Source organism: Mycobacterium sp. TH-M15, from assembly GCF_057473705.1.
Window position 1 is genome coordinate 1 of record NZ_JBYCLB010000052.1, and the last position, 1,500, is coordinate 1,500.

At 70.9% G+C, this 1,500-nt stretch carries 2 protein-coding genes; both read right to left on the reverse strand.

Annotated elements, in window-relative coordinates:
* The coding region (locus AC2VNT_RS01335; protein WP_486945146.1) for an acyltransferase domain-containing protein at positions 1-884 on the reverse strand (884 nt) is incomplete at its 3' end.
* A 2-nt stretch (positions 885-886) separates the two neighbouring features.
* The coding region (locus AC2VNT_RS01340) for a beta-ketoacyl [acyl carrier protein] synthase domain-containing protein (protein WP_486945147.1) at positions 887-1,500 on the reverse strand (614 nt) is incomplete at its 5' end.

The window sequence follows — 1,500 nt, forward strand, 5'->3', positions numbered from 1 at the left end:
CGGTTGATCAGGCTGGTGTGCGCGGGATAGTGCACACCGATGAGTTTGGCGAACACTCCCCGCTCGGTGAGCGTGTCCACGATGGCGCGCACGGTGGCTCGATCACCCGAGATCGCCGCCATTCCAGGTGAATTGACCACCGCCAGTTCCACGAAGCCCGAACAGCGGGCCAGGATGTCTTCGAAGGTGTCCCGGTCGGCGGCGACCGCGGCCATCGCGTGGCCACCGGCGCCGAACTCGTCGGCGGCGCGGGCGCGGATGATGACGACACGCACCGCGTCGGCCAGGCTGACCGCACCGGACACGTAGGCGGCGGCGATCTCGCCCTGGCTGTGGCCGATGGCGGCCTTCGGGGCCACCCCGAACGAGCGCCACGTCGCCGCCAACGCTGCCATCTGGGTGAACAGCGCGGGCTGGACGCGCCAAGCGGCGTCGCCTGGATGATCGTCGGCCAGCAGGTAATCCAGCGGCGATGCGCCGGCCTCCGCCAGGAACGCTTCGGCGCAGCGATCCGCCTCGGCGCGAAACGCCGGTAACGAGTCGTAGTACAGCCGTCCCATCCCGGGCCGTTGGCCGCCCTGGCCGGGGAAGACGTAGCCGACCCTGCGCGGCACGGCCGGCGCGGTGGTGGCTACAACGGCGGGGTGCTCGCGGCCGTCGGCGATCGCCCGCAGCGCGGTGAGCAGCTCGTCGGTGCTGGTCACCATCGCCAGCGCTCGGTGCGGGCGCGCTGAGCGGGTCCGGAACAGCATTCTGGCGATCTCCTGCGGCGCCACCTCGGGATGTGCGGCGGCATAGCCGAGTAGGTCAGCCGCCTGGCGGCGTACTAGGTCGGCGGTCGCCGCGGTCAGCAGCACCGGAACCGCGCCGTTGGGCTGCGTCACGCTCATCCCGGTGTCGCGGCCGGCATCTCGATGACGGCGTGCGCGTTGGCGCCGCCGGCGCCGAATGACGACACCGCGCCGTAGCGGGCACCGTTTTTCGGCGCCCACCGGTGTAGCTTGGTGGCCAGCCGCAGACCGACCAGATCCCAGTCCAGCTTCTGAGTGGGGTTGTCGGAGAACAGGGTTGGCGGAATGTAGCCGTGCCGGCCCGCGAGCAGGAGTTTGATCAGCCCGAGCACCCCGGAGGCGGCCTGGGCATGTCCGGCGTTGGACTTGACCGAGCCCAGCAGCGCGGTGGATCCCGCCGCGCCGTATGTCTGGAACAGCGCCAGCAGTTCCACCGGGTCGCCGGCCGAAGTCGCGGTGCCGTGTCCCTCGATCATGCCCACGTCGGCGGCTTCGACGCCCGCGGCGTCCAGGGTTTTGCCGATGAGCTGGTGTTGTGCGCGCACCCGGGGCGCCAGGATCGGCTTGCCGCTGCCGTTGTGGTTGGTGCGGATGGCCCGGATGCGCCCGAACACGTCGTGGCCGAATTGGCGTGCCCGTGACTGGCGTTCGACCAGCACCATGCCGGCGCCTTCGCCCCAGACGGTGCCGGTGGCGTCGTCAGCGTAGC